At 42.7% G+C, this 26,458-nt stretch carries 30 protein-coding genes; 23 read left to right on the top strand and 7 right to left on the bottom strand.

The window, feature by feature from the left end; genetic code table 11:
* The first annotated feature begins 4 nt into the window (after nt 1-4).
* Entirely contained in the window at nt 5-859 is an 855-nt protein-coding gene (locus MAMP_RS04295) for a chemotaxis protein CheW (protein ID WP_007144760.1), read from the top strand.
* A gap of 245 nt (nt 860-1,104) precedes the next feature.
* Nucleotides 1,105-2,058, top strand: coding sequence for a helix-turn-helix domain-containing protein (locus tag MAMP_RS04300; RefSeq protein ID WP_007144761.1), 954 nt, complete (start codon nt 1,105-1,107; stop codon nt 2,056-2,058).
* Here the strand turns inward: MAMP_RS04300 and MAMP_RS04305 are convergent.
* The 4 genes from MAMP_RS04305 to MAMP_RS15620 all read right to left on the bottom strand — a co-directional run bounded on the left by MAMP_RS04305 (nt 2,005) and on the right by MAMP_RS15620 (nt 5,744).
* Nucleotides 2,005-2,739, bottom strand: a complete 735-nt coding sequence (locus MAMP_RS04305) for a cytochrome c oxidase assembly protein (protein WP_040576181.1) — start codon at nt 2,737-2,739, stop codon at nt 2,005-2,007. The two genes, MAMP_RS04300 and MAMP_RS04305, sit on opposite strands and share 54 nt — an antisense overlap.
* 4 nt (nt 2,740-2,743) lie before the next feature.
* Nucleotides 2,744-4,756 carry a primary-amine oxidase gene (locus tag MAMP_RS04310; protein ID WP_007144763.1) on the bottom strand — a complete coding sequence of 671 codons (2,013 nt, stop codon included), beginning with the start codon at nt 4,754-4,756 and terminating at the stop codon, nt 2,744-2,746.
* A 110-nt stretch (nt 4,757-4,866) separates the two neighbouring features.
* Complete coding sequence (locus MAMP_RS04315; protein ID WP_007144764.1) at nt 4,867-5,214, bottom strand: hypothetical protein; 348 nt, start codon at nt 5,212-5,214, stop codon at nt 4,867-4,869.
* A gap of 23 nt (nt 5,215-5,237) precedes the next feature.
* The gene (locus tag MAMP_RS15620) at nt 5,238-5,744 is read right to left on the bottom strand and encodes a DUF6515 family protein (RefSeq protein ID WP_050797515.1); all 507 of its coding nucleotides are present in this window, start codon (nt 5,742-5,744) and stop codon (nt 5,238-5,240) included.
* A gap of 323 nt (nt 5,745-6,067) precedes the next feature.
* Here MAMP_RS15620 and MAMP_RS04325 point away from each other — a divergent pair, with 323 nt between their 5' ends.
* On the top strand, nt 6,068-6,946 hold the full coding sequence (locus tag MAMP_RS04325) for a sugar phosphate isomerase/epimerase family protein (protein ID WP_007144766.1): 879 nt from the start codon (nt 6,068-6,070) through the stop codon (nt 6,944-6,946).
* Nucleotides 6,939-7,952: a fatty acid desaturase family protein gene (locus tag MAMP_RS04330; protein WP_007144767.1), complete on the top strand. Its 1,014-nt coding sequence runs from the start codon at nt 6,939-6,941 to the stop codon at nt 7,950-7,952. The genes MAMP_RS04325 and MAMP_RS04330 overlap by 8 nt, the downstream gene beginning before the upstream one ends.
* A 23-nt stretch (nt 7,953-7,975) precedes the next feature.
* Here the strand turns inward: MAMP_RS04330 and MAMP_RS04335 are convergent, their stop codons facing one another.
* Both MAMP_RS04335 and MAMP_RS04340 read right to left on the bottom strand, forming a co-directional pair.
* A complete protein-coding gene (locus MAMP_RS04335; protein WP_007144768.1) occupies nt 7,976-8,587 on the bottom strand; it encodes a TetR family transcriptional regulator in 612 nt (203 codons plus the stop codon).
* A 169-nt stretch (nt 8,588-8,756) separates the two neighbouring features.
* Nucleotides 8,757-9,731 carry an integron integrase gene (locus tag MAMP_RS04340; RefSeq protein WP_007144770.1) on the bottom strand — a complete coding sequence of 325 codons (975 nt, stop codon included), beginning with the start codon at nt 9,729-9,731 and terminating at the stop codon, nt 8,757-8,759.
* Nucleotides 9,732-9,949: 218 nt separating this feature from the next.
* On the opposite strand from MAMP_RS04340, the gene MAMP_RS04345 reads away from it, so the two are divergent.
* The 16 genes from MAMP_RS04345 (at nt 9,950) to MAMP_RS04425 (ending at nt 22,588) form a co-directional block, all read left to right on the top strand.
* The gene (locus tag MAMP_RS04345; RefSeq protein ID WP_040576182.1) at nt 9,950-10,237 is read left to right on the top strand and encodes a hypothetical protein; all 288 of its coding nucleotides are present in this window, start codon (nt 9,950-9,952) and stop codon (nt 10,235-10,237) included.
* 60 nt (nt 10,238-10,297) lie between these two features.
* Nucleotides 10,298-10,714 carry a hypothetical protein gene (locus MAMP_RS04350; RefSeq protein ID WP_007144772.1) on the top strand — a complete coding sequence of 139 codons (417 nt, stop codon included), beginning with the start codon at nt 10,298-10,300 and terminating at the stop codon, nt 10,712-10,714.
* Nucleotides 10,715-10,820: 106 nt separating this feature from the next.
* Complete coding sequence (locus tag MAMP_RS15625; protein WP_007144773.1) at nt 10,821-11,225, top strand: hypothetical protein; 405 nt, start codon at nt 10,821-10,823, stop codon at nt 11,223-11,225.
* A 183-nt stretch (nt 11,226-11,408) separates the two neighbouring features.
* Nucleotides 11,409-11,801: a hypothetical protein gene (locus MAMP_RS04360; RefSeq protein ID WP_007144774.1), complete on the top strand. Its 393-nt coding sequence runs from the start codon at nt 11,409-11,411 to the stop codon at nt 11,799-11,801.
* An 84-nt stretch (nt 11,802-11,885) separates the two neighbouring features.
* The gene (locus MAMP_RS04365) at nt 11,886-12,242 is read left to right on the top strand and encodes a hypothetical protein (RefSeq protein WP_040576184.1); all 357 of its coding nucleotides are present in this window, start codon (nt 11,886-11,888) and stop codon (nt 12,240-12,242) included.
* A gap of 655 nt (nt 12,243-12,897) precedes the next feature.
* Nucleotides 12,898-13,272: a DUF7668 domain-containing protein gene (locus MAMP_RS04375; RefSeq protein ID WP_050797516.1), complete on the top strand. Its 375-nt coding sequence runs from the start codon at nt 12,898-12,900 to the stop codon at nt 13,270-13,272.
* A 107-nt stretch (nt 13,273-13,379) separates the two neighbouring features.
* Nucleotides 13,380-13,727: a hypothetical protein gene (locus MAMP_RS04380; protein WP_040576185.1), complete on the top strand. Its 348-nt coding sequence runs from the start codon at nt 13,380-13,382 to the stop codon at nt 13,725-13,727.
* A gap of 115 nt (nt 13,728-13,842) precedes the next feature.
* Nucleotides 13,843-14,022 carry a hypothetical protein gene (locus MAMP_RS16245; RefSeq protein WP_007144777.1) on the top strand — a complete coding sequence of 60 codons (180 nt, stop codon included), beginning with the start codon at nt 13,843-13,845 and terminating at the stop codon, nt 14,020-14,022.
* Nucleotides 14,023-14,066: 44 nt separating this feature from the next.
* Nucleotides 14,067-14,297, top strand: a complete 231-nt coding sequence (locus MAMP_RS04390; RefSeq protein ID WP_007144778.1) for a DUF350 domain-containing protein — start codon at nt 14,067-14,069, stop codon at nt 14,295-14,297.
* A gap of 5 nt (nt 14,298-14,302) precedes the next feature.
* Nucleotides 14,303-15,142, top strand: a complete 840-nt coding sequence (locus MAMP_RS15630; protein WP_007144779.1) for a hypothetical protein — start codon at nt 14,303-14,305, stop codon at nt 15,140-15,142.
* A gap of 109 nt (nt 15,143-15,251) precedes the next feature.
* Entirely contained in the window at nt 15,252-15,809 is a 558-nt protein-coding gene (locus MAMP_RS04400) for a GNAT family N-acetyltransferase (protein WP_007144780.1), read from the top strand.
* Between the two features lie 63 nt (nt 15,810-15,872).
* Entirely contained in the window at nt 15,873-16,166 is a 294-nt protein-coding gene (locus MAMP_RS04405; protein ID WP_040576186.1) for an antibiotic biosynthesis monooxygenase family protein, read from the top strand.
* A 21-nt stretch (nt 16,167-16,187) separates the two neighbouring features.
* Complete coding sequence (locus tag MAMP_RS15635; RefSeq protein WP_007144781.1) at nt 16,188-16,700, top strand: hypothetical protein; 513 nt, start codon at nt 16,188-16,190, stop codon at nt 16,698-16,700.
* Between the two features lie 289 nt (nt 16,701-16,989).
* Entirely contained in the window at nt 16,990-19,944 is a 2,955-nt protein-coding gene (locus MAMP_RS04415; RefSeq protein ID WP_158005153.1) for a putative bifunctional diguanylate cyclase/phosphodiesterase, read from the top strand.
* A gap of 245 nt (nt 19,945-20,189) precedes the next feature.
* Nucleotides 20,190-20,585 (top strand): GFA family protein, encoded by a 396-nt coding sequence (locus MAMP_RS04420; RefSeq protein ID WP_007144783.1) that lies wholly within the window; start codon nt 20,190-20,192, stop codon nt 20,583-20,585.
* 155 nt (nt 20,586-20,740) lie between these two features.
* Nucleotides 20,741-22,588 (top strand): lytic transglycosylase domain-containing protein, encoded by a 1,848-nt coding sequence (locus MAMP_RS04425; protein WP_007144784.1) that lies wholly within the window; start codon nt 20,741-20,743, stop codon nt 22,586-22,588.
* 240 nt (nt 22,589-22,828) lie between these two features.
* Here MAMP_RS04425 and MAMP_RS04430 read toward each other — a convergent pair whose 3' ends face one another.
* Entirely contained in the window at nt 22,829-23,935 is a 1,107-nt protein-coding gene (locus MAMP_RS04430) for an NADH:flavin oxidoreductase/NADH oxidase (protein ID WP_007144785.1), read from the bottom strand.
* A 92-nt stretch (nt 23,936-24,027) separates the two neighbouring features.
* On the opposite strand from MAMP_RS04430, the gene MAMP_RS04435 reads away from it, so the two are divergent.
* The 3 genes from MAMP_RS04435 (at nt 24,028) to MAMP_RS04445 (ending at nt 26,317) form a co-directional block, all read left to right on the top strand.
* Complete coding sequence (locus tag MAMP_RS04435) at nt 24,028-24,360, top strand: ArsR/SmtB family transcription factor (protein WP_007144786.1); 333 nt, start codon at nt 24,028-24,030, stop codon at nt 24,358-24,360.
* Between the two features lie 423 nt (nt 24,361-24,783).
* A complete protein-coding gene (locus tag MAMP_RS15640) occupies nt 24,784-25,296 on the top strand; it encodes an RES family NAD+ phosphorylase (RefSeq protein ID WP_007144787.1) in 513 nt (170 codons plus the stop codon).
* Nucleotides 25,297-25,585: 289 nt separating this feature from the next.
* A complete protein-coding gene (locus MAMP_RS04445) occupies nt 25,586-26,317 on the top strand; it encodes a glucose 1-dehydrogenase (protein WP_007144788.1) in 732 nt (243 codons plus the stop codon).
* Nucleotides 26,318-26,458 lie beyond the last annotated feature (141 nt).

Genomic DNA, 26,458 nt, shown 5'->3' on the forward strand with positions numbered 1-26,458 from the left:
GCATATGACACTGCATTCTGCTCAGGCTAATGCCGGTAAGGCATCAGAGAAGACTCAGGTTTTCACCTTCTTTATCGAAGATATGATGTTTGGTCTCAATGTCGATTATGTGCTGATGCTGGGGCAGGATGTCGACTCCGTTCAAAAGGTCCCGGTGGAAGAACGTGGTCTGAAAGGGGTGATTAAATATCAGGGTATTGTCGTGCCCGTTCTGGACTTCGCTCACCGAGTTGGTGTTACCTCAGGTATCGATAGTAAATTAGCAGTGATTGATGAGCTAAGACATTATGAACAAGAGCATATCGACTGGATGAATGCGCTTGAAGCTGTCATTACTGGTGGTGGTGAGTTTAAATATCCCACCGAATTAAAAAACTGCAAATTCAGTCAATGGCGAAAACAATTTCACGCCAGAGATGAAACCTTAATGGATCTGCTGGCATTATTTGATGTCAATCAGCAGGCACTTTATGAAACGGCAGGGCGATTGCTGACACTACGCGAGAGTGGCAATACGGATGAAGCCATCGAGTTGTTGCATCGTGAACGCGGCGCCACTATCCAGCGAATGAAGACACTATTTAGTCGCGTTATTGAACATTTACAAGCGGCTATGAGACAAGTGTTGTTATTCGTAACCGATGATGGCAAAACGCCCAGATTTGCCCTGTTAATTGATGAAATAAACGATGTCGTGACATATGATGCCAGTGAGTTTCAGGCGAGTAATGCTGGTGCTTTGGCTCAGTTAAGTCAGATTGGCAAAGTGCTTGATGGAATATATACACGCGACAATTCACCAGATTGCCTGTATTTCAACATCGATAAATTGATCGATGAGCCGATTACTGTTGCTTAATGTTTTTATCATTTTCAATTCATTGATGCCCGATATTTAAACATTGCTCTGAAAATGCCCCAAATCAGGGCACTGAAATAGCTTGATTGCTGTTATCTTACAGCTTTTTCTATTTTTATTTATATATCAAAGTTATTGTATTTATTAGAGAAAATCTTGTTTGAAACGCTTCCTTCTTGCTTAGTCAGACAGCGGTTCATTTTTTGCTTACATCCTATTATTAGTCATAAATTGGTGTATGCATTATGTTCAGTCAATCAGCCGTTTTTGATGATGTGTATCAACATGCTCATTCGTTACAGGACTGGCCTCAGGAATACGATCAGTTAAGCTCCGGTAAATTTGAAGGCTTTCTTGAAGATATTCAGATGGATGCTGTCCGGGTGTTCCGAGAACGTATGAAACAGAGCGTTGTTCAGGATACGCATACGCCAATGGGCAAGATTAGTATGATGATTCCTCATCATGTTGAACCGAGTGATGCTTCTGAGCAAGCACGGCAGATTATGGCCTCAGGTATTACCTTATTACCCTATGAAAGTGACTTTTCTTTCGTTGGGCCTGAAGAACTCGATTACAGCATTATTTCGATTGACCATGAGCGCTTAGCTGAACTGTTGAGTCATGAAACTTATACACGCTTAATAGGTTTCAAAAAAAGTTACGGTATAAAAACTGCTCCTGGATTTTTGGTGAATTTACGACAACAACTGTCTGAATTAATTGAGAGCCTAAAGACGGTGACACAGACTGCTGATAACGTAGAGCTGATATCAAAAGCGACGGAAGATAAACTGATCCAGCTGGCCCTCACTATTTATGAAGCTGATGACACAGGGAAAAATCAGCTAAAACGGCTCGGAAACCAGCACAATTATATTGTGCAACGTTGTCACGATTATGTCGCTTCAAGCGAAGGTAGTTGCGCGAGTATTGTAGATATTTGCAAAGCATTGAACATCCCACACCGCACCTTAAATTACAGCTTTCACAAGGCCACCGGCACTTCACCTATGCAGTATCTGCGAGCTGTTAAGTTGAATGCAGCCAGACGGGAACTGACAAAAAGTTATCTCCCGGTCACGGATATCGCCGCCAATTATGGCTTTTTCCACATGGGGTATTTTTCTCAGGAATATCGTCGTTTATTTGGAGAAACGCCGAGCATGACGCGAAAACGATATGCTGATCGTGTTTGATTGCCAATAGAGAAAACCAGATACAACAAAGATTAGACCACCAATGAATTGATCCTGGAACGGTGACATTTGAAGCCAGCTTGGTAATGTACTCATCATCATATGATGGTGGTGGTGATCAGAATGGGTCGCGCTGTACATCGTTGGGAAAATAAACATCAACAATCCCCATAACAATAATGGCATCACGACTGTTATGTTGTTTAACTTCTGCCAATAACGTGTCTGGTGATGCTGACTTAACATCGATAAGCATAATGCTAAACCACTTAAAGCCATTAACCACTTCATGCCACTGTAGACCAGTGCACTTTGCATTAATAAGGGGTGAAATGAAGGCAACATCCACACCCAGGTCAGTAAAGCAAACAGACTCATCACTAGCGTAATAGGCCAGTGAGATAAGGTTTTATCCATTGTCATATCAGCTGTTTGAAGATGATGTAATGAACCAATCCATAACAATGGAGCAAAATGATGTACCAGCACGCTTTGCAGACTATGCAAACTGATAGAGTAGCGTGCCAGCTCATCAAACCACGGCAGCATACCGAGCAAAAACACCAGATTACCCGTGAAGAATAATCCGGGCTTTGCCAGTAGCTTTCGCTTAACAGCCCATTGTTGCAGCGTGATAATGACTACCACGCTGCACAAGAGATCAATCAAACTTAACCACATCAGTCTAGCTTGAGCAGCAGCTTGAGCCGGATTTCACGGTACCAGTTACCGTATCAACGCTGTGATTATTGCCCTCAGCAGGCACATCCATCGCGGCATTACCCATAAAGAAGTTATTCGGTTTCAGGGTGAAGCCAACATACTCCACTGGCATGATGGGGAAGTCCTCAGGTTTACAGACATGGGTATGACCAAATGTATGCCAGACCACGATATCGGTATTTTCTATCGGACGATCTTTCTGCACATAATAAGGTAAACCTTCACCTTTATTCTGGTTAGGATAAAAGCCAGAAGCATTCATCTCAGCCGGATCATACGGCGTGACCCATAAATGCTTTTTAGCAAAACCGGCACGTTGAGCGACATAACTTTTCTCATGAGCCAGCATCACCGGATTATGCTCAGCAACGAGTTTATATCCGGTCGGATTACCCACGGCATTAATGCTGTTGGGATTGATGATTTTCCAGAACCGTCCGGTCTGACCATTGGCTTCGCGGGCGGCTTCCAGTTCGGTTTTAAAGACAGTGGTTTCGGTGTTAAACACATTACCCCAAGGATTTTCTTCTTTATCCATTTCCCGTGGTGTGAAGTTGGTTTCGACCACGGAATTGTTTTCGCCATCGAGCATCATATGCAGACGAGCACTGAAGAAATGCTGATGGGTTGGGCCATAGATTTCGGGCGTAACCATGCCACCGAATTTGGGTTTTTCACCGGGAACCAGTGCGCCTGTCTGAATAATGCCGGTCAGCTTGGTTTCCTGTTGAATGGTGCCATCCTGATACAAATACCAGTAAAACCCGTAATCATAGTTACCCACGGTACAGAAGAAACTGATCACCAGACGACGTGAACGACGCATTTCGTAGGTTTCACTACGGAACTCGTAATGTTTCCATAAGGTGCCGTAATCTTCCTCATGCATACAGACGGCGTTTTTCATCAAGAATGGCACGCCATTATCATCGACGGTTGGAATATCAAAATAGCGAATCGCGCCCAGACAGTCGCAGCCCAGCTCAAGCTGATTGGCTAAGCGACCAAGACCATACTCACCACCATCAAATGCACATTTCCAGTAATGATTAAGACTGGTATCAGAGTAGGGCACCGCCATATCGTTGATACTGGCGCGATAAATAATCGGCCGTAAACGATCACCATCCTGATAGCTCAATTGGTTTAACACCAGGCCTTCGCGAGGGTTATAACCTAAACGGAATTGCCATTTCTGCCAGTTCACTTTCCAGCCATCAACAGTGAAGCTCACCCCTTCAGGTTGGGTTATTTGCAGTGGTTTCAGATCGTCACGCGGTTTGGCAAGTGATGGGGTGTCGTAATTGTGTTTGGTTTTAGGGACGGGAATGTTCTGACCGTCATCTAATAACTCGATGACCTTGCCTTCATTCAAATCTATGATAGCCACCAGACCATCAATAGGGCGGGCATAGCCATTATCAACAATATCATCACGAACGAAGGCAACGCCTCGCATTAAACGACGACCACGATATTTTTCATCATCGCCAAAGTAACCAAATGACCAAGGGTCAATTTGAATGGTCTCAATATCTTTATCGGTTAATCCACGACGTTTAACGGCTTCAATAAACCCGGGATCAGCCTGAACAATATCCACACAAGTGAAGAACTCTTCCATCATAATGGCTGGCTGCCCGGTAACTTCAGGGTCAATCTGTTCCCAGCGGGTAATGGTGTTGCTATTCAGATCAATCATGGCTTCATGAATGGCACCAGATGCTTTATCCAGTACTACAGCAAAAGCACGACGTGAAAATGATTGGCCTTCCTCAAAGGCTAATACTTCGGCTTTTGTTGGCTCTTCTAGTTGCACATAAGGAAAGCGACACTCAGCTCCCAAGCCTTTCTCTCTTCTAAGTAAATCAGAAGCGGTAGCGATTTCTTCCATTGTTAATGGATCAAGTGGATGGCTGGCTTTAACGCCTGGGCTGGTTTCGGGTTTATAAGATGTTTCTAGAGCGTGATTCATAATAACCTCGTAGTAGTGTTTTTCTGATATCAATACTAGTGAGATCTGAATACGCCAATATCACAAAGTGGCAAAAGTCGACATCCATGTCGATATTTGGAAAATTGAACTTAGTTAGGTGTCTCTATTCTGGGTTTATTAAACCCTTTGGTCTCCATGCATGACTCAAAAGCTGCCAGGTCAGCTTTACTTGTTTCATGGCAGTCCTGTATCGCGGACTTTAGTTTCTCATCCACTTCTTTCGGTGGTGCAGGTATGCTGGGTGGAGGCTGATGGTTAAATCCTTTCTGTTGCATACAGCTATCAAATAGTTCAACACTGCCCTTGGCTGAATCACGACATGACTTCATTGCATTTTCGAGAGCAGCTGGATCCATTCGGTCTTCAGCAGCATAGCTCACTCCCATCGTACAAAGAAAAAGTGCAATAAATAAACCTGATTTAAGCTGATTATGCATATTAAATCCTTATCAATAATGAACTAGCGAAGTGGATTTGTTACGACAACATAATTTCCAATACTGTTTCCAGAAACAGGTAAGTACCAGTTTTCACCAACCACGTAATAAGCCTGTCCTTGATACTCAACTTTTTTGGCTGATTTAGGTAACTGGCTAACAATCGTTCCCGGCTCCAAAGCACTTGATGAAGTAGTTGAAGCTGCTTTTTCAACCACGGTGTAGGTGCCGGCGGGTGGGGTAGACACATAGACGTATCTGTCACCTTCTTTACGGTAGTAATACATGCCATCTACGACGGCATAAGTCACACCTGCCAGTAATGCCAGTGCTACGCCTTGTGGCAGAGAATAACCAAAATAATAAGGTGGTATACGTCCTGGACGTTCGTGGTGGTAACCATCATGCACGATGAAATGTGGTCCACGATCCGGTCCTGGTCCCGGTCCGCCAGGCGGCATGGCATAACTCGATAGTGATACGAATAAAAGTGGGCAAAGCGCAGTAGCTAATATGAAACGCTTCGTCATATAGGTGTCCTTTAAAATAAACAGATTTTTGTTCGATACTAATTATATTGAGTGCCTCTGTTAATGCGAGTTTAGTTAGGTAAAGTTTTATTAGTGACTGAAGGGCAGCGCTGTGAAGATAATGCCCCAAAAGTTAACACCGGCAGCACAATCTAAGTGCAAAAGAGACGCTGTTTTCTACTCTTATCAGATATAACAATCAAGCTATTAGCCTCTCAGGTCAATCATGGTAAGGCTTTGAAACATATTGTTATTTATACATACATATTGGCATGTTGTTTGCTCGATTAGTTTTATGTTAACTAATTAAGAGCCAGTCACAGATGACGATGAAGCTAAAGAATTTCAAAACAGTTTGGGGTCATAACGGCACTATAGAAGAAGCGATTATCATGGCGAAAGAGGCCGGATTTTCAGGGCTGGAAGCCCCTGCCAAACATGATGACCCAAGCCATTTTCCTGCGCTTGAAGCGGCTCTCGCAAAACACAATTTTGAATGGATTCAGGAAGTCTGCACCGCGGGTTCTTATGTACCAAGACGTCGAGCCAGTGTCGAAGAGCATTTATCGGATCTGGAATCTCAAATCATTTTAGGCAAATCACTCAAACCCAAATTTGTAAATGTGATGGGTGGCTGTGACGCCTGGCCTATTCAAACCAGTATCGACTTCTTCAAAGCTGCCATGGATATTGCTGACAAACATGGTGTGTTGTGTTCCTTTGAAACGCATCGCGGCCGTAGCTTCTTCTGCCCATGGAATACCATGGCGATTTTAGAACACCTGCCAGATATCAAAATTACCTGTGATTTTAGTCATTGGGTGGTGGTCAGTGAACGCCTAATGGATAGTGAGTGGGATGCCATTGAACTCGCCGCACAACATGCTCATCATATTCATAGCCGGGTAGGGTATGATCAAGGGCCACAAGTACCACATCCTGCCGCCCCAGAATATCAAGCTGCGTTAGAAAGTCATCAGCGTTGCTGGGAAGCGATCTGGTCTGCTCAAAGAGATCGTGGTTATTTAGAAACCACCATGACACCAGAATTTGGACCAGATGGTTATTTGCATCACCTGCCATTTACTAATACCCCCATTGCAGACCTATGGGAAATCAATCGCTGGATTGGTCATACCGAGCAGCAGCATTTCGAGCAATGGCAACAAGCCACCAAGTTAGCTGAGGTGTCACATGGCTAAAACATTTCAACTTCGTGATCCCGCCGGTGCAAAATACAGTATCGGTGTGTTGGTCTATATCACCGTCACTTACTTTGGTGGCTGGGCTGCGATGTTTGCCGATAACTGGCTGATTAATGTCCTGGGCATGTTGGCCTGTGCCCACGGCATGATTATCGCCGCTTATCTTTTACATGACTGCGGGCATAATGCCTTATTTAAAGACAACAAGGACAACGCCAAACTGGGCAAAGTACTCAACTGGATTACAGGCAGTTGTTACGGCCGTTTTGAAGATATTCGTTACAAACACATGCGTCATCATGTTGATAACTGTGATCCAGTAGTATGGGATTACCGGAGTTATCTAAAACAGCACCCAACGATGGAAAAGGTCGTCAAAGCGGCTGAGTGGGCATACATTCCAGCCATTGAAATTATGATGCACACCATGCTGGTGTTTGCACCATGGGCGATTGAATCAAAGCGTGATCAACGTGCTCGGGTTTTGACAGTGGTATTAATAAGAGGCGCGATATTGCTGGCGGTGTTATTGATCAGTGTGAAAGCCTTTGTGTTGTATTGCGTCGCTCAGCTCGTGTTGTTCACAGTATTACGCTTTATGGACTGTTATCAGCATAACTACGAAGTCATTTTCAACCTGGATGATCCGGATGCCGTGTTCCCTCATCGCCGTGATTTTGAGTACGAGCAGGCTAATACCTACAGCAACTTATTGTCACACCGCTATCCCTGGCTGAATATGCTGGTTCTGAATTTTTGTTATCACAATGCCCATCATCAAAAGCCGATTCTTAATTGGTATGAGCTGCCAGCCTTACACAAGGAAATGGGTGAAAAATTCGCTCCACAAACGCTAACATTCTGGGAACAAGCCCGTTCTTATCATAAACATCGTGTGGCACGTATTTATGCCGAAGAATATGGCGATGATGAAGTCACCACCTCATTAAAAGAGGGCAGAGCAGTCGGTGTGGATGCTCTTAGTTTTCTGACGGCGTTTTAATAAAATCTCAAAGCCCTTGGTCGCTACTGAGGGCTTTGTAATAAACGTACAAACTCGATGACATAAAACTCGATATTCACCTCAAGCTGATTAAGCTTGGGATTAACCATCCAGCTTTGTGTTACACCCATCAGATAGCTATACATCGAAATAGCCACCACCTGACTATCGGTACTAGTCTGACTGTTTGTTTGCTGACGATAGCGATCAACAAAGCCTGAAAAAGTGCTGATAAGTGACACCGTTAACGCCCGTTCACGTTCCAGTGAAGGCGAAACCGATTCCGTGTATTCTGTTTTATTCAACAAAATCTCAAACGACTGACGGTAATAGGTATCTTCAAATAATAAACTCAGCCACTGGCGGGCAAAGTTACTCGCCGCTTCGATAGGCGCCTGACTATCATCACACTGAGCAATCAGCTTTTCTAATGGCGCCTGAGAATAGGCCAAAATCTCTTCAAACAACTCTTCTTTATTAGCAAAGTGCCAGTAAATCGGCCCACGCGAACAACCCGCCTCATCAGCAATCAACCGTAATGTCGTGCCACTATAACCACGCTGACCAAATAACTTTAACGCCGCATCAATCACTTTCTGCCGGGTTTTCGCTGCGTCTTCTTTGCTTCGTTTCATAAGTATTTTTCTTGGAGAAAATCAGATAGTAGCTTGAGGGGAGCAATCCTTCAAATATAGAGATTATCATTTCTTGTCAGACCCGTTAGCACACATTTCTTTTACTGTATAAAGCAATTGAGTATTCAACAACAATTGAAAAATAAACATACTGGTGGAGTTTAATGACTTATAAATCACGTATTCGGTCTAAAGGGCTTACGACACCCTGAGCACCTTGTTTAAGAACATGTGTATAAATCTCGGTTGTTTTCACATCTGCATGACCTAACTGTTGTTGCACTGTTCTAATATCGGCACCCGATTGCAGTAGATGAGTTGCGAAAGAATGTCGTAGAGTATGGCTTGTAACTTGTTTCATAACTCCTGCTTCTTGAGCAGCATGTTTAATTATTTTATTCAAACCACTTTCATCAAAATGGTGGCGACGAATCTTTCTTGATTGAGGGGCAATAGATAGTTTTGATGCTGGAAAAAGGTACTGCCAACCCAAATCAAAACGACTTTTCGGATATTTTCTAGCCAATGCTTCAGGCATCCAAACACCATCATATTGTGGGTTTGATAGATCATTTTTTAAGAGTCTATCGACACGTTCAATTTCAGCTTTTAGTGGTGCATGTAACTCTTTCGCTAAAGTGACAATACGATTTTTGGCGCCTTTACCATCCCATACGTGCAATTGGCTCAAATCAAATTGGACATCCTTCACTCGCAAACGCAAAAGCTCCATGCGTCTTAAACCCGAGCCATACAGCAGTGAAATCATCAGCTTTTTCACGCCTGATAGCTGTGCAATTAAACAACTGATTTCATCAGTAGTTAAAACAACAGGTAATTTTTTCTTTCGACTAGATTTTTTGAAGGTTCCCACATAACCCACTTCTTGTTCTAAAAACTTTGTTTTCATAAACACAATGGCATTTAGTGCGATTGCTTGGGTTGATGCAGATACATGCCGATTCACTGCTAAATGCGTTAAGAATTGTTCTATGTGTCGGTCACTTAATTCTTTTGGATGTTGCTTGCCATTAAAAACTATGAAATATTTAATCCAATATAGATAGGTTTTAACTGTTCGACGACTATAGCGTCTAGTCAGCATGAAGGATTCGATTGAACTCAAAAATGGAGATTTTGCCATGTTAATTGCCTCTTCCTTGAAACAAATTCATTTCAAAGATAACAAAGTCTTGGCACTATTTTTCCAACCCAGTTCAAGTTTTTGGCCTCATAATTCCGGGTTGAAAAATTAATTTCTATTATAGTCAATATGTTATGGTTGCCAAAAAAGAATTATAAGGCCGCCTGTTTAATATTTATTATGAGGCCACTGGCCTCATAAAACACACTGTTAATGCTATGAACACATTGCAATCACATAGAGAAGAGTTTGAGAGTGGCATCGTCACCGAATCGGGTTTCGCCGCTATGGATGATGCCGAGGGTTATGGGGCTGCATCCACAGTTGGCGCGGGCAGTGCGAGTGTCGCGATGTTGTGGCGCGCGTTTGAAAAAGGCGAGTCGCTATCGCTGTATTCGAAGGACAAGTCGGTGTGTCGGCCAATGACAGAAGAGCAGCTCGCCGTGTGGTGTAAAGCCAATTTCCCGGCATGCTATGGCGAGTATCTTCGGCGCTTGAAGCATTAACAAGGCCAGGCACAGCGACGGCTTGTTCGTTGCGGCTTCGCCTCCACTACAAAGCCGCCCGTGCTGGCGGCGTTAGGTGTTCAGACTGTGCAAATTGAAGCCATACTGTATCTGCTCTTTTTATTTGGATCGCCGTTTATTATTTATGTCCTTTCCAGAGTAAATGTTTTACCTATAAAGGGTTTAGGAAAGCTCGCTGGTATTAGCTTCGCCGTACTTTATATCTTTATTGTTGGTTCAGCTGAGTTTGCTGATTATCAACTTAAGCAAGAGCTAGACTCGTTCGATTTAGACGGAGATGGTAGCTTTTCAAGTAATGAATTTACTCCAGAGGCAGAAGAAGCAATGAATCGTTACATCCAAGATACAGGGCGCACATTCGCACCAATAACAGGATTCATATTTTCTTCTATCTATGTCGGTTTAGTATTTATCTTTATTAGGTTATTTAATAAGTATGTACTTAAAAATACCTAACAAGTTGCTCAAGTACACTCCGGCCACAAAAAGCGTGGCCTACGCGGGACTGTCGCTACGTGCCAGCCCCTTAGCAAAGCGTTAACTCTCTCAAGGAAATCCGAGTATGAGTCATGATTTAGGCTTCTTTTCTCCCAAGCAAGGAGCCACAACCTCTGAAGTTAGGGCCGCATACCTTAGCAGCTGTGAAGGAGAAAATATCTCATGGCCTTCATCTGGTGCGTTAACGTCATTCATTTCAGCTCTCGAAAAAGAATATCCATGCATCGACACTCTCAATGACGATGAGGTCGACGAAAGTCCATGGTCATGTGGTTTTGATAAAGAAGAGGGCCATATTATTGTAAGCATGGTTTTTAGTCGGGCTTCAGAAGTTGGTAACTTTGTATGGGGCCTGCTTGAGCGGCATGAGCTTATTGTCTTTGATCCCCAGGCCGATAAAGCATATATCGGTAATAATGAGCTTCCAGAAATTCAAGAATCAAATAAGTGGTGGCAGTTCTGGAAATAAGAGTTAACAAGCGCAAGCACAGTAGGACTGCCAACAGCTTGCGCCTTTTGCATGCCTTCGGCATTTTAATGCAAAAGTCACAATCTATTGTCAGCCCGTGTTGCGGGCGTTATGTTTCAAGGAGAAATTGAGTAAGTGCCACATATAAGAATCACAAGATATGAGTATGAGGAACCATACCATGTGAATTTGGTGTTTGAGGCTGCAAATCAAACTCAGAGCACTACGCTCGAATATTATTGCAATGCATCAGATTTAGTTGAAATCGCCGAGCATCTTGAAGTCTTCCCTAGGCACGCAACTGACGTATTCCTTTATGAGTTTGGCTCCGAAAGAAAAGAAGATCGGCATTCATACTATTTCAGAATGCGCGTTTTTCTTACAAACGGCACAGGATCATGCGCCGTACAGATTCGAACCAACAACAATGAAGAGCTACCTGAAAGAGAAATCTCTGAGTTTTGTATTTCAGCTGAGGCTTCACAAATTAATAGGCTTGGTCATTTGTTTCGCACCTATTCAAAATTAAACCATAAAGTCTTAGAGTGGTCGGTGAATGAAGGCGTACTCAAGTAAGAAAAACATAACAAGAAAAGGCAGCATCGCCCTGCGGGCTGGACACGCTATCGCGCGCCGCTGCTTTGGGCGTTAAGTGCAAATATGGAATCGCGCAAAGAATTAGTAAATCATCTAATTGAGTATGATCGCTCTATAGAAGAAATCATGGAGCCTCTCAAAGTCTATGGTTGGGACTCGGATGAGGAGTTTGTAGTGATGAAGCCTTCTCATATTGAAAATGTTTTGAATCGTTTTCTCTCTGGTGAACTTACCAAAAATCAAGTTAGGGATTGGGCTAATGCAGTAGAGCGCCGAGAGGATATTGAGCTAGATAAGCAGTTTCGAGACACAATGGGCGAAATGGTATTTTGGCTAGCGAATCCTTCCATTAATTTTCCCATAACCGAAGAACTAGCTAAGCGTGTTATTAGTAACCTACAAACAAATACAGTGCGGTAAGCACTTAACAAGCAAAGGCAGCAGCGCCCTGCGGGCTGGACGCGCTAACGCGCGCCGCTGCTTTGGGCGTTAGATTTTTAAATATGCTTTACAAGCAGCCATATAAAGAACGCCTTAAGGACCATGTTTTTTATTTAGGTTAATTACTTTTTTGGATGTTTATTACCGGCTGTACAGTGTTCTGGAGATACTCAGGATATTCACATACTGATGTTGTGCTGATGTGGTGTGGTCTGGCACTCGCCTGACAATCGCATAATGAAGGATGATTGCTGGCACGTTGTTAGTACTTATTAATTRCGCTCCTTTCGTGCTTTACAGCAGCAGTGAGGATAGCCGGGAGATTGAGGGTAATAACTTGTGGATTCATTCGAGAAAAAAAGGTGGTTCTAAAGTTTCATTCCCGTTAAACAGAGTGGTTACCTTTAATCATTTCACTCAGCGTAATAATGCGGTAGAGCTTATTACAGTTCAGGGTGATGAACTATTCTTGGAAGGATACGAACACATGGAAGAACTCATTAGAGAGCTAGTTCAGAGTCCAGCAGGTAAACATTATGCTCTCAAAAATTGAGTCAAAATCTAACAAAACACTGCAGCCGACCGCTAACGCGTCGGCTGAATAGAAGCGTTATGTGATTCAAGGATGACGGGCATGAGATTCCCCTTAAAAGATTCATCAAATGAGCATCCGATCCCTGAGGTATGGAAACAGACGTTAGAGCAAGTCGTCATAGCAATGTGTAACGATGATTTCGAGTTGTCGAATTTTAATTCAAGTGTTCTATTGCAATCAGATGATATCGCTCAACTGAATAGGTCTAATGTATTAGGTTATGGCTGCTCTTTAGCGCCTTTATCCGAAGAAGTTTGGGAAAGATCTCGTTATCAATGGATGGATGAATATTGGGAAGTAGTCGTAGATCTATGCACAAAAGAGGAAGGGGTTAGCGATCTTGCTTTATCATGTCGCGTATTTCCATTAGAAAACAGCTTCAAGTACGAGCTTGGGCTTGTATATGTTCCTTAGTTTAAACAGGCAATCACATAACAAAGCGTTCAAAATCGTTCGCTTTGCTCACTGGGACCTTCAAAAGCTGCGCCTTTTCGGCCCTTTAACGCGGCGTTAGGTGAATCATGACTTCGAAAGAAATTAAGCATCAAGTCGATTTAATTTTTCACAGATTAGATGAGTCTAGGCGTGCGGGAGCCATTGATCTTGTTAAGGTTATAGTGGCTACGGCTTCAGTCTTGTTAACAATCTTTGTGTCTCTTTTACCGGAAGGTCAGTCCATCTCATACTGTGAGAACAAATACCTGTTTTTAATGAGTGTGGCCACATTGCTATCACTTCTTATTTGTATAGCTGTCGGTTTCTATCATCTGTATTACTCATTGGTGGGTGTGTTTAATGATCGGTTCGGTGAAATACGTGCAGTTCTAGATGAAAAAGATAGCGGAAAATCAAGGGGTCAGCCAACTTGATTTAACCTAGCTTCTTAATCTGATGTAATAACGTAACAATAATCTTCTCACTACAAGGATGTAACGACATGGCTAGACTTCCCCGTTTGGTGTTACCCAATCAGCCTCTGCATATATGGCCAGTATTCTCAGTGATATTAAAGAGTCACTGGCCAAAGCTGACTGTCATCTTCATGCCTATGTCATCATCACGAATCATGTTCATTTATTCGTTCCTACTGAACACGAAGGTGCCATTAGTAAAATCAAACACTTTGACACTACTGATTGTGTAATAGAACTAGGTATGGAATAGTGTTTGCCGCTTTTTCTTACAATCAAAACAGTTATAGGTACACAATGGAATTAGAGTTCTTTTCAGCTTCGTTGATTAACTTAATTATTAATCTTAGCTATTCAATCATCGCGATTGTGGTCAGCGTTTATGCTTTATTTTGGGTAGATAAAAAGTTACTAAAAGAAATAGACATTGAAACAGAACTAAAAAAAGGCAATATTGCTGTCGCTATTTTTGCTTCCTCTATATTGTTGTTTGTTGCAATTGTTATTGCTTTCGGCTTTAAGGGGTGAGCTCATTGTTCGCAAAGCTTAAAGCGTTTGCATTCTGGACATGCTTTCTTATTTTTGTCGTTGCTATCACGAATTTAAAAGAGAATTCACAAGATAGCGATATACAGCAAAAAATTGACATTGCGCTGCATGACTTTGACGATGAATTAAAAGTATTCTCACCTAAAGGCCAATCTCTTCTTGTTTTACCGACAGGTGAACGATGGTCAGATGATTACATTCAGCAATTATTAAAGCCACTGTACGACAAGAGCGGTGCATTTGCGTTCACCTATAACGACACTAAAACCATTGCCATGTCGGCTCAAGGCGTCAACCGTTCCCAGTTTTTAGTCAATGCCTTTTTAGAAGGATATCAGCCCTTTACGGTTGAAAACGTAATGATGCCACTCTATGTGCTGGCCCAAAGAAAAACGTATATGCTTGATTCCTTACAATACAGTGGGCGAGAAGAAGTGTGGCAGTCGAGTCGTGAGGCTTTTTTATTGCCTAGAGGAGATTGTGAAGATCATGCTCTTGCACTTGCTGATTGGTTAATCGAAATGAATGAAGACGCCAGAGTTGTCCTTGGCGATATGGACGGCAATGGTCATGCATGGGTTGTACTATTCAAAAATGGTAAAGAATATTTATTAGAAGCAACTAGAAAAAATAGACTCGAACGAAATAAACCCTATCCCCTTGCTAAGTTATATCCTGACTATCACCCCACTTTTATGTTTAACCGACATGGGTTTTGGATGAATAGTGGCAGTAAATATACGACCGATTACTCTGGAAAGCACTGGGAGCACACGAGTGAGTATAGTAATGCAGCTATGCGCCGATTGAGTCCGAAAAGTTAACTTTTGTAGAAATCAATAGCGTCAGAATGTTTATTTAAATAGGTATATTTTAGATCTGGGTAAAACTACTTTTTTCGGCTCCCTTGATTCGGCACCTTGAGAATTTAGTATGAAAATGGAAACTGACAGGCTTATTCTGCGTCAGTGGAAAAGTGAAGATTATCAACCTTATGCTGACTTATGTTCTGATGCTCATGTGATGCGATATTTTCTCGCTCCACTTTCGCGTGAAGAGAGTGACGAGCAAGCGAATAAAATCCAAAGCCTGATTTCGGAAAGAGGCTGGGGTTTCTGGGCTGTTGAGTTGAAAGAGACTGGTCAGTTTATTGGTTTTGTCGGGCTACATAGCCAGGATGAAAATAGTGGCTTTCCTAATGCTCCGTTTATTGAAATTGGTTGGCGCTTGTCATCGGAGTTTTGGGGGTTAGGCTATGCACCTGAAGCGGCGGAAAAGGCATTAGAATTTGCATTTGAAGAGCTTAATGTTCCTTCAGTTTATGCCTTTACCACGTTGCAAAATCTTCCCTCCCAGCGAGTAATGCTGAAATTAGGAATGGTTAATACGAATCAAGATTTTAGTCATCCTAAGGTGGCTAAAGGTCATCGTCTGGAGCGACATTGTTTATATAAAATCACTCAGAAACAGTGGTTGGAAAAATCTCTATAGCAAATAGTTAACAGTGGCTGACCCCTCGATCGCTCTTTATTAATAATAAGGATAATGACTGTTATGACATCGCATCACCATGTTATCGTCAGGTTTCAGCTGGATAGCGAACAAGAACTGTTTGAATTGGTTAACTTAATCAATGAGCTAGAGGAAATAGTTAAAACTTCACCAGACTTCATCTCTGCCAAGCTCCATCGAAATGTCGAAGGGACCGTGTTAATAAACTATGCTACTTGGACTTCGCCGCAAGCATATGAAAGCTTCTGGAAAGCATATGTTGTTGATACGGAGACAAACAAAAAAATTAAGTCGTACAAGCCCATGGTTGATCAGGTATTTGTGTTGCAGCAGTAAGACAGATAGTAAGGGTATGAAATGAAGCAGATTATTTTTTTAGCTCTAATGATAATGCCGTTACTGTCATTTGCCGGACCGAGTGAGGTATTACTGTCGCTTCTCAAAACACCACCGTCGGAAAGAATTCAACTATCTTCAGAAAAACTCAATGCATTAGAGACACTTAAAAAGCTCGGCATCATCAACTCGGAGCCGGATATTGTTGCTGATTACAATCACATTTACATGGCAAACAAACAGCTGCCGATATTAGGTGGAGTGTTGCTGGCTTTAGATGATGAATATTTTGATAGCTATGTTGGCTGTTGTGTTAATCCGGGTATTGCGCTGGTTATCCATGTAGGAAAGAAAAACGCTGACGCTTTAAGGCTAATGGAATTTGCAAAAGAAAATGCTTGCTCGGTTACACCTTTCGAGCAGGCCATTATGGCTAATGAATTAGAAGAGTCACTATTGGAGACTTCTAATAAAGAAGACATCGTGGTGCTTTCTTGTAAATTACATGATGAAGCTAATACTCAGATAGAGTAAACAGTGGACTATGAGGTGACGTATATCTTTTTTTATCTTAGGCTGGGAAGAATAAAAGAAGAAAACGGTTTTCAATATAATTTTATTGATAGACAAACCGGTATTAGGAAAAGAAAATCAAAGCTTTAGATTTGCTGTACTTCCGTGATATGTTCTGGATAATGAGAATTTCTTGAACTGAGGCTTCAAGTAAACGGGTGGGCCAGTGAAGTTAAGCTTTATGAGAAGGATAGGAAAGTGCGAAATATCAGCATCAACTTGATTGTCCGCCTAATATTCAACTATGCCAATGTCTAATAACACGTTGTTATTATCGCCCCTGCACACAGGTATACTGACATTTATCATTTCCCTGATCTTCACACTCTCATTAGCATGGTATCTGGAAACCGACTATGTTGATGACTTAGAAACACAAGCGCTCACCGATGCGACAAACTACACCTATCAACTCGAGTCATCGATTATCCATGAGGCATCCATCGCTTATACGCTGGCTACCTTAGTTAATTTAGATAATAGAGCTATCAACCACTTTGATGAAGTTGTCGGCACGATACTGCCTTCTTATCCTTATATCACCGATATCCTCATTGTCTCTGATGGGATTGTTCGTCAATTTTATTCAACAAGTGATGAAGCAAATTTGCAAAATAAAATTCGTTCCATACCCCCTGGCTATGGCTATATCTCTAAAAGATTAACCATTACCGGACCTTTTCCATTCAAGAATAATAAGCTCAAATTAGCTGCTCGCTTGCCTGTTTTTATCGGCGATAGTGCCGATGCAGAAAGAACACATTGGGGCTATGTTGAAGTGGGCATATCGCTTACCGACATTCTCGAAGCACAGCCACTTGAATCCATTACGGCATCAAAGTATCACTATGAACTATGGCGACAAGGCAATGGACAAGATGAGGCACAATTGATTTATGCCTCATCAACAGCAGCTCTCAATAATGCGCTTGAATATCCAGTCAGATTATCAATGGATGAATGGCGGCTCGGCTTGGTGCCTGTTGATGGTTGGCATGATTGGTCATTAACGACCTTACATTTAACGGTTGCTATTTTAGTGAGTTCTCTATTGGCTTATCTGGCGGCCTCATTACATGTTCTGCGTCGACAAGACGTGAGTCTGCAAGCCAAACTGGCCGAAGGCAACGCTCAAATAGATATGACGCAAATGCAGCTTGAAGCCACGTTTGATGCCATTCCTGATCCTCTCTGGCTAAAAGATATTAATGGTCTGTATATCAATTGTAATCATCGGTTTGAAGAACTTTATGGTGATGAAAAAAGTAACATCATTGGTCGTACAGACTACGATTATGTTTCTCAAGAAACAGCCGATGCTTTTCGTCATCATGATCTGAATGCAATAGAAGCAGGCGTAACACTTACCAATCAAGAATGGCTAACATTTGCTGAGGATGGTTATCGGGGATTGTTTGAAACGGTAAAAACGCCATTACGTGATCACGACGGAAACATCGTTGGTGTTATCGGCATTGCTCGTGACATTAGCGAGCACTACAAACACCTAGAAAAAATGCAAGAAAGTGAGATGCGTCTTCAAATCACGCTTGAGTCAACCAAAATTGGTATTTGGGAATGGGATGTCGCTGAAGATGTCTGGTTTGCATCCCCAACTTACCACACCATTTTGGGATATCCGCCAGTGCAAGGGGTAGGCGATCGAGAAAAAGAACTTGCAAAAGTTCATCCAGATGATCGAGAGATGATCAAAGGCAAAATCGGCAGTATTCTTGACCGATCTGAAACCAACTATTACTACGAAGCACGTTTACGTCATGCTGATGGTCATTATCGTTGGGTGGGGGTTCGTGGTAAAGCGGTTGAGTTTGATGAATCAGGTAAGCCCAATCGTATTGTCGGTGTTCGTATGGATATTGATGAACGACGCAAGGCTGAAGAGCAGATCAATTGGCTAGCCCACAATGATGCCTTGACCGGATTACCCAATCGTATTTCCCTAAAAAAACAATTAACAGCCGCACTGAATGCTGCAAAAGACACAGGCGTTCAACTCGCCGTTTTGTTTATTGACCTTGATAACTTTAAAAACATTAATGATGCGCTTGGTCACAGTGTCGGTGATGCGTTATTACAAATGCTTGCTCAACGCATGCAAGAAGCACTTGAAGAAGATGCCATCGTTTCTCGACAGGGCGGTGATGAGTTTATCGCTGTGCTGCCACATACCGATACAGAACAGGCAAAGATCAGAGCAAAAGCATTGATTGATCTGTTCTCAAAACCGTGTGCAATAGAACACTATGAACTCATCGTGACGCCTTCTATCGGTATTAGTTTATTTCCAGATGATGGTGACGACCATGACACGCTGCTCAAATGTTCAGATCTCGCCATGTACAGCGCTAAAAATGAAGGTCGCAATAATTTTCAGTTTTACTCACAACATTTACAAGCCAATATTGAACGCACAACGGCTATTGAAGCGGCTCTGCGTCGTGCTATTGAGCAAAATGAACTCAGACTGGTTTATCAACCTCAAGTTGAGTTGAGAAGTAACCATATCACGGGTGTTGAAGCATTATTACGCTGGCAGCATCCCACGCTGGGTCATATTTCGCCTGTAGAGTTTATTCCTATTGCCGAAGATTCTGGACAGATTATTGCGATTGGTGAGTGGGTTCTTCGAACAGCTGCAAAACAAATGAAGCAATGGCTGGATAAAGGCATGCTACTTTCTGTCATCGCTGTTAATTTATCGGCATTACAATTTCGTCATCCGAATCTGTTATTCCAAATCACCAAGATTCTGGATGAAGAAGGTTTACCGCCACATTACTTGGAACTGGAACTGACAGAACGCGTGGCAATGTATAAACCTGAAGAAGCGATTGCCATTATGCAAACGTTGAATAAAAAGGGGATTCGCTTATCTATTGATGATTTTGGTACGGGCTACTCCTCGCTGAGTTATTTAAAACGTTTTCCGATATCAAAACTTAAAATTGATCGTTCTTTTGTTAGTCATGTACAAGAAGATAGTGATGATCGAGCCATTATTTCGACCATTATTGATCTTGCGAACAATCTTGGATTAATGACTATTGCTGAGGGTGTGGAGAATGAGCAACAGCTTGAATTTCTTCGTATGCAAGGCTGTAATGAAGTACAAGGCTATTTTTTTAGTCCGCCAACCACGGCAGAGGAAATCGAGAGAATGACAAGTTGGAGCGCAGATGTATAAGGTATTTCGCAACTATAGGTATTAAATGGATTTAAACTATTTATCCCAATATAGAGAAGCTCTAAATATTATTGAAAAGAGTATTGGAACAATCAAAATTCAGATCACGGACTTAATTTAACGTAAAGAAAACACCTAAAAAGTGTAGCTGTTCGCGTTGATGGCGGATGCTCATACCAGGCAGCATGTCTCGGACGTTTTCACTTATCCTAAATTTTAACGTTACAAACAAAGGGGTTTTCACAATGATTAAGCAAGTCGGTAATACGAAAATTAGAGAACGGCATAAACTGACATGTCATTGTGGCGCATTTGAATTATTACTTCATCTGCCCGATGGAATTGTGAATCCAAGACGATGTAATTGTTCATTGTGCAGAAGAAAGGGCGCCATTGTTGCCACAGTGGCACTGGATGGGCTAGAGATTATTAAAGGGGCAGATATGCTCAAGCTCTATCAATTTAATACGATGGTAGCGAAACATTATTTCTGTTCAAACTGCGGTATTTATACACATCACAATCCTCGTTCTAACCCTTTAGAATATGGTTATAACGTAGGTTGCCTGGAAGACGTGAATCCTTTTGAACTGGGTATCGTGCCCACATCAGATGGTATACATCACCCCTTAGATACATAGTTTCATCACAAAACAATCAATGGGTACAGAGTGTTTGATTCTGAACACTAAAATTCATAACACTTGTTGAAAAAGAACGGCATAATATTGCAGGCTTGTATCTGGTCCAGGCCCTGACTTTCAAGTCATTTCGCATTTAATCATTGGAACATCGAATGAAACGCATTGGATGGTTGCTTTGCATCTTATATAGTTCGAGCGCATTTTCTGCAGGCGAAGTCGAAATCCCTTTACTGGCTGAAACAACGCATCTTCAGTCCGCGATAAGTCGCGTTCTTGAATTTGATGAGAATGGCAAAGCGACACTTGGCGAAGATCCATGCAACCGGATTGATTTATCCGATATGAAAGTGGCGACAGCCGATACCCAGCTATCGGTCGATATGGCAGTGGCGGCAACGACCGGCGTTCGTGTGTTTGGCACTTGCCGGGGGCTGACGCCGTGGCAGGGTCGTCTGGCATTGAAACTGACCCCACAGGTCACGGCATCAGGACTGGCGATCGAGTTTGTGCCTGCTGCGATTGAATTGTCTCGTCCAGATAATAGCCCCGGCATTTTAAGTAAACCTGTGCAATTGATTGCCGATGCATTGGTATTGCCGCGGATGAAAAGAGTGAAAATTGATCTTGCCGGGCCTCTAAATGAGCTTGATGGACTGATTGAACAATTGCTGGGGCCAAATAGCACGCAGGGGATTGAACAATCCTTGGTTCAGCGAACTCATATTGCTCGCCTGCAAACAGAAGAAGATGGCGTTAGAGCCTGGTTGGCTTTTCAGGTTCGCGCTTCCGAACCTAGCGTTGAAAAGCCCGAGCCCGTTCTGGACGTTAACGAAGTGGCACAATGGCAAACGCTTGAAGATGAATTTGATGGTTTTCTAACCACCATTATTTCAACACTGGCCGAGTCAACTAATTCTCATGATTTACGAATGGAATTACTTGCCATCTTGCTCGATGCGAGATACGCCATTGCCGAGGCACTAACGGTTGATAATCCTGAGTCTGATCCCGTTCGAGAGCTATTCCTGACGACATGGGAACGTTTACGCCCATTGATGAACGAATTGGAAGGCTTGGAGACACCTGGTTTGGAAGTGGATTACCGGCTTGCTGCCTTTATTGCCGGTGGTGATGCGTTGCGAGCGCTTGATGCTCTCGGGCCTGAATATGGTTTAGAAATCACTCGTGATGGACTACGTAGACTTGCCCGTTTGCTACTGGCTGGAACAGCGCCTCCGACGTTTACGCCATTGCCTTTGGAAGTCGATGAAGAGTTTCGTGACTTGTTTGGATTTGATACTGGAAAGAAGTCTATATCCCCATCAACTGAGTTATCACAACATATTATTGATAGTTTTGGTCTGTTAGGGGGATGGCTGTTACCTGCTGCCTATGCGGCAACGATGTCACCCGCCGAGGCACTAAAGGGCCTGGTACCACAACGCGATAACCTTAATGACTATCTTGATCTGGTTGCCAGCTTGCTTCAGGAGCAGTCCAGTACTTGGCTAGCTCAGAATAAAAAGATGCCGGATAGATTAACTGACCGGCTCGATCCCTTGGTTCGCGCCACTGCTTGGAAAGAGTCCTGCTGGCGCCAGTTTGCCGGTTCAAGTAAAGATCCTCAGGTGTTACGGTCAGCGGTGGGGGCCGTGGGCATGATGCAGATTAATGGTCGGGTGTGGCGCAAAGTCTACGATCTTGATCGCCTGGTTGATGAAGTTGACTACAATGTAAACGCAGGCATCGATATTCTGACACACTACATGATTGATTATGCGATCCGACGTGGCGAGCACGAACAGCCCGGCGGGGATGATAATTTGATAAAAGCAAGCTATGCTGCATATAACGGCGGACCAGGACAGCTGGCGCGTTACCGTCGTGATGATACACCAGCAAGATTAAAATCCATCGATAATACATTCTGGAGCTACTACACCAGCTTCAATTCAGGTCAATTACCTGATGTTTCTACCTGCTATGTGGTTGGTAACTAACTCGCCATTAGCCTGCAAAAAAACGCGGACCAGCAAGCATTCCAAGCAAATATTTTAACTATCTCAATACAGGATGACGCGTGTTTTTATTGTTCATTTTTTGGTGGGCAATAATTAAAACACGACAGGAATGATATCAAGCAAACCACAAGACTAACTTTGTTTGATTTAGATTGATTACCTCAGAAGTATTATGTTCGGATGAGTGCCAGAGCACCCATCCGAACTCGCTGTAGTGAACTAATTATCTGACGGGATTTTGTATCTTGATAACCAGTGGGCATAAGGGGCTGGTAAGACCCAGGCGGGTTGATCTTTACCTAGCTCTTTGGCTGCCTGATATGGCCAATTTGGATTTTCCAGATGGGCTCTCCCTATCATGGCTAAATCCAATTGCTCGTTTCGAACAGCTTGATCCGCCAGTTTAGGTGTGCCAAAGCCCCAAGCTGATGAAACAGGTATTTCGGCTTCATTCCTGACTCGTTGAGCAATCGGTGCCATAAATGCCGGACCCCACGGTATATTGGTGTCTGGAATAGTAAACCCCACACTGACACTTAACATATCGAGTCCGAGTTGACGCCATTCTTTGACTAATTGAATTGATTCACTTAGTGTTTCTTCATCGTTACCATCAAATTCAATCACACCAAAACGCGCGGTTAACGGCAAGATTTCAGGCCAGACCTCTCTCACGGCTGACAGTGTCTCACGAGAGAAGCGTGCTCGATTTCCATAGCTTCCTCCATATTCATCTGTACGTAAATTTGAATGTGAAGAAGTAAAACTTTGTGCCAGATAGCCATGGGCAAAATGCAGTTCAAGCCATTCAAATCCAGCTTCATAGGCACGACGCGCAGCTTGAACAAAATCATGCTGAACGCGTTTGATTTCATCAATGCTCATTTCTTTGGGGACACGAGGCAGTTCTGCACCAAATTCAATAGCCGATGGCGCTATTGTTTGCCATGCACGTGAATCATGTTCAGGGATATGATCATCACCTTCCCAAGGCACATTAGCACTTGCTTTACGGCCGGCATGAGCAATTTGAATACCTGGCGTGGCGCCTGCTGATTTGATGAGTTCGGCTATCTCACGAAGTTGCTCTGCTTGTTCATCATTCCAAAGACCTAAACAGTGAGGTGTGATTCGACCTTCAGGTGACACAGCAGTAGCTTCAACAATGACCAGACCACTTCCACCTCGGGCTAGCGTTGCATAATGCGCTTTATGCCAATCATTAACTAAGCCATCATCGGCCATGTACTGGCACATTGGCGGGATCGCAATTCGATTTTTTAAGCTGATATCTTTTAATTTAAATGATGAAAATAAGTCTGCCATGGTGATTTTCCTTTTTTGGAAGCATGTAATTTCTGTTGTTCCAATATATTCGAACTATAGAATTAGATCAAGCAATATGCTAAATTTCTGCTATGAGAAAAATTAAACAACCCACCATAGAGCAGGTCGAATTGACCGATATTATGTATGCCCTTGCTGATCCGACACGGTTGGAAATTGTTACGCGTCTTGCGAACGCGGGAAGGCAGCTAACCTGTGGTGAACTTGATCTTAATCGACCTAAATCCAGTATGTCTCATCACTTTAAGATCTTACGTAGCGCTGGACTCGTTGAAACCGAGGTTAACGGTACTGAGCATATGAACTCATTACGTATGGATGAGATTGAACAAAAGTTTCCGGGTGTGTTAAGTGCAATACTTAAAACACTGCAAGATAATTCGGACACGGCGACATCGTTATAGAGCTGACTGTAGGATAATCTCTGGTTATTGCTTATAAAAAAAATATAAAAATCGATTAAGACAGGCTTTTACCAAGAAGCTCTTATGAAAAACGTTATACGTGTTGAAGGAGCGCTTGTGGCATTTTCTGAGTCCGAAAAACAGGACAAGTTGTTAGGCAAATTGCCCTCAAGCTAAAGCGGCCATTGAAGGATCAATTGCTAGAGAAAAACCGGGACTGTAATCGAAATCTATGCTGTTGGATATCATCAGGCCTTATAAGGTTGGACCCAATAAATCGTTCAAGTTAGACGGTGTAAAAAACTTGAATATGCGGAGCCGATTGCTACTGAATTAGACACATCAGCAACAAGTGACTGGTTAGAGGAATATCGGCGCTGAGCAACAGAAATCAAAAGTTCACTTATAGATTTTGGGAAAATAATGTTGGAGAAAACGCATATCGAAGTCACTGGAACGTTTGTAAGAATTTGCCCAGCTAATCAAGTTGAGTCAGTTTTGCAAAGACATTCTCCCGAACGACCTGAAGCTCGCTATAACAGGCGTGGTCAGGATGCACTTTACCTGACGCCGACAGAAAGCAGTGCGCGTACGGCCATGATGAAATATGCCAAGAAGTTAACGGCACCGTTATTTTTGGTCACGTATGAGATCGATACATGCTCTCTGGCTGATTTACGCCATCCATTCTTCCAGGGTTACAGACAATTATTAGAAACTGACTGGCAAAAAGCGATTGAACAAGGCGTTGAGCCACCAAGCTGGCAAGTTTCCGATCTGTTAAGAAATGCTGATGAAGTCGGTTTGTTAGATCCTTCGCGTAAAGACCCCGCCATTTGGCATATCGTATTGTTCCGCTGGAATGAAGACGGTGCGCCTAGTGTAAGAGTCGTTGGTGAGCCCATTCCTATAGATTTAAATCAACAATCTACCTGAGCATTAGTTAAACACTCAAAACGCACTGAGGTTATTGGATTATTTAGGGATAACCGTGTCAAAACATATAGAAAACATTATTGCTGAGCTTATTGGTCATGTTTGCATTATCCTAACCATAGTTTTGCATCAAACTTAGAGGAAGATGGTCAGAAATATCTCAGGCAGGTCAAAGACAGCATTCAGCATTAATAGTGCACCCTAATTAAATCGCGCTACGATAATCATTTACATCAATTGTCTTAGTAGGCGAAGTTATTCGCTAGAAGAAAGTTAAAAAGGACGGGGTTTGAATAAAACAGTCATCATCACGGGGGGGAGTCGAGGTATTGGCGCCGCAACGTCTCGTGTTCTCGCCAAACAAGGCTATAACGTTTGCATAAATTTTATTAACAACGAAGCTGCTGCTTCTCAACTTTGTGATGAGATAAAGCAGGACGGTGGTCGGGCGATGATTTGCAAAGCAGATGTATCAATAGAAGCAGATGTTGAATCGTTGTTTGAGGCGGCCAATGCTGAGTTCGGTACCGTTACTCATCTGGTGAACAATGTTGGGATTTTATTTGAAAAAACCGACTTTACTCAGATTACTGCAGAACGATTTATGAAAGTCATGAACATCAATGTTCTCAGTGCCTTTCTTTGTTCCAAAGCCTTTGTTCGTCAAAAAAACAAGGACGGTGCAATCGTCAATGTCTCATCAGCAGCATCGAGAACAGGCTCACCTTTTGAATACGTCGATTATGCTTCATCTAAAGGGGCGGTGGATTCGCTAACCAAAGGGCTTTCAATAGAATTGGCGGCTAAAAATATCAGAGTTAACTGCGTGCGACCTGGCTTTATAGAAACTGATATTCATGCTGATGGAGGTGAGCCCGATAGAGTAAAACGGTTGAGTTCACAGATCCCGTTACAGCGAGGTGGGAAACCTGAAGAAGTCGCCAATGCTATTGCCTGGCTTTTATCCGATGAAGCTTCATACGCTACCGGCTCATTTGTAGATATTGCCGGTGGAAGGTAATGATATAGACACTTTGATATCAAACCATGATGAATAAAATTCTAGCCGTCTGTTTTGTTGTCTTTTTTATTATGATACTGGTGAGTGTCTGTATCTTTTTTATTCAATATTTTCGTGCGAGTCTTTTTCATAGAAATTATA

The sequence above is a fragment of the Methylophaga thalassica MP genome (genome assembly GCF_000214595.1).
GTDB lineage: Bacteria > Pseudomonadota > Gammaproteobacteria > Nitrosococcales > Methylophagaceae > Methylophaga > Methylophaga thalassica.